Source organism: bacterium, from assembly GCA_012517375.1.
Lineage (GTDB): Bacteria > Hydrothermota > Tepidihabitantia > B3-TA06 > B3-TA06 > JAAYVC01.
The window spans coordinates 1-2308 of sequence record JAAYVC010000067.1; the positions used below are offsets into that span (position 1 = coordinate 1).

3 protein-coding genes are annotated in these 2308 nt (G+C 46.2%); 2 read left to right on the forward strand and 1 reads right to left on the reverse strand.

Features of this window, described 5'->3' with window-relative positions:
- Positions 1-93: 93 nt before the first annotated feature.
- Positions 94-1239: a hypothetical protein gene (locus GX441_07265; GenBank protein NLI98440.1), complete on the reverse strand. Its 1146-nt coding sequence runs from the start codon at positions 1237-1239 to the stop codon at positions 94-96.
- 304 nt (positions 1240-1543) lie between these two features.
- Between GX441_07265 and GX441_07270 the strand changes: the two genes are divergently transcribed.
- Together GX441_07270 and GX441_07275 are read left to right on the forward strand one after the other, a co-directional pair.
- Entirely contained in the window at positions 1544-1942 is a 399-nt protein-coding gene (locus GX441_07270) for a hypothetical protein (GenBank protein ID NLI98441.1), read from the forward strand.
- Between the two features lie 60 nt (positions 1943-2002).
- The coding region (locus GX441_07275) for a hypothetical protein (protein NLI98442.1) at positions 2003-2308 on the forward strand (306 nt) is incomplete at its 3' end.

Genomic DNA, 2308 nt, shown 5'->3' on the forward strand with positions numbered 1-2308 from the left:
GGAAAAATCACGTTTAAGGGCTTATATTGTAAGTCAATAAACGGCTAAAACTTGAGTTTTAGCCGTTTATTGTTCAGTCGCTTGCTTAAAAACTTACGCCTTTTGAGCGGATAGCAGCTCGTCCATAGAAATCGAGCAGCCACGAGCTTCGGCGCCCTTGGCCCGGCCAATGATATCGAACCCGGAACCAATTTCTACGCCTATATCGTCGCTTTGAATAGCCTGGACACTCATCATGTTACCCAGCCAGTTAAGCCGAAGTAATCCCTGCTTGCCTTTAGGCAAAGGTTCCAGAGTGTCAGGGTCGACAACCCGGACTCTTGACCAGTGCGGGATCAACCTGTAGCGCGGTTCATTTATACCTTTTCTGTGGTTGTAGAACGCGTTGTCTGTAAAACCCCCGTGTAATTCGACCATTCCGTAGACGTTAACATGATGATGCGGGGGTATCCCCAGAATCTTTTCTGCAAGCTTGTGGTAATCATCTCTGGATATCTCTCTCGATTTTCCTTTGTTGCCTCCGCCGTCAAAAATGCGGCTGCCTGCGGGCAGCTTGAAAGAGATGCCCTGGGACTCGAAATAGTCGAATAAGTGGACGAAACCGAATGTCGCACCTGCGATTACGACCGGTTCTCCGGTTTTCTCCGCTTCTCTTAATCTTTCCGTAAGCCTGGGGATATCGAATCCGGTAGGCTTTATGAAGAATTCCGGTTTCCCTATGTAGTGTCCTTCTACAACCTGGATTAGTCCTCGAACAACAAAAGCGGTTTCAGGCGACAACTCCGGATCAGGACCAAGAAGCAAGGCGTGCAATTTCTCATCAGGAGAGTTATATAAGCCCATTCCAATAGCGCTTTGGAGAGACAGGTCAGCCAACTTAAGTCCTAATTCATTGAGATAAACCTTCGAACGTTTATTAGGATCCCCGGTTCCGCTGCTAGTTAAGAATTGCACCGTATCCTCCGCTGGAAAGGTGCGGAATTCAACTTCCTTGAAGGCACTGGTAGGAACTGCGGGTATCCGCTCCCAGGAATCTATAGTCCCCGGCTTGATTCCGCATTTATCGCAGTATTTCTGGTAGATAGGATTCGCGTTGTACTGATATTCGAACAGCCGAAGAGCCAGTTCGTTGTATTTCTTATCGACTTCGGGCTGCTCACGATCGCCCTTTATGAATGCCTCGATATCTTTTCCAAGGGATTGAACGAAATCGGAGTTGGGTCCGTATTTATCGGTCATCGGAACCTCCTATGAACGCTTAAGCGGTTTTTTTGATTCGTTCTAAGCGCCCAGCTCCGCATAGACCCTCTAACATACTCCTGTAAATAGATTTTCCAAGTATCATTCTATGGCATTTAATTGTAGCTACGAAAGCGATTATGTCAAGTTGCATTTAATCAAGACATAAGCCTAAAAAAGACTTGACAAAGCAAAAAAAAACTCTAATATAATACGTCTCACAGTTTTGGGTAATGCTGAACGTATAAAACTGGCCATTAATCACAGGAGGGTTAGTAAACTTAACGAAACTAAGGAGAGCATCATGAAAGACGATAAATACGAGATTAAGTACGATGAAAAAAACAGGGTGTTACGCGCCGAGCTCCACGACAAGTTCGATCCCGAAACCGCCGCTTCATTTTTCAAGGACTTCGGATCATTTAGTGAAGAGCAGCAGCGTTACTGCGTATTCAGCGTGCACGAAGACGCTCAAAAAATGGTTGACAAGGATACTCGAAAAGTCTTAAGTACCGGCGCCAAAGATCTCAAATGGCAGAAAATCGCTATAAAGGGAGCCAAATCATCACTTCGGATGGTTGCTAAAATCGTACTAATCGGAGCAGGTAAAGGCCTGGAAGTCAAATTCTTCGATACCGATGAAGAAACTTACGCCTGGCTTAACGCCGAACGGAACAAGACTGAAAAAAAAGCCTCTCAATAAAAGGGCAAGATAATGCGCCCGACTAAAACATCCAGTGATTTTGACAGCCGACTCAATAGATTGGAAGACGCCCTTACTTTAGCAGCAAGCGGGGACTACGATGTCGATATCGAGATAGATGAAAAAAATATAGATGCCTTGACAGCGATTGAGACAGGTGTAAAGGTACTTATTACCGACCTTGGGACCGAGGTTATCGAAAGCCGCAAGCGCGCCGAGGAGCTTGAGGAGAAGCTCGACCTCATCGAACAGCAGCGCAAGGCTATAGAGGAGCTCTCCACCCCCATCATAAAGATATGGGACCAGGTGCTCGTCTTGCCGCTGATTGGAACTTTGGACACAAGACGTTCGCAAAGGCTTACGGAA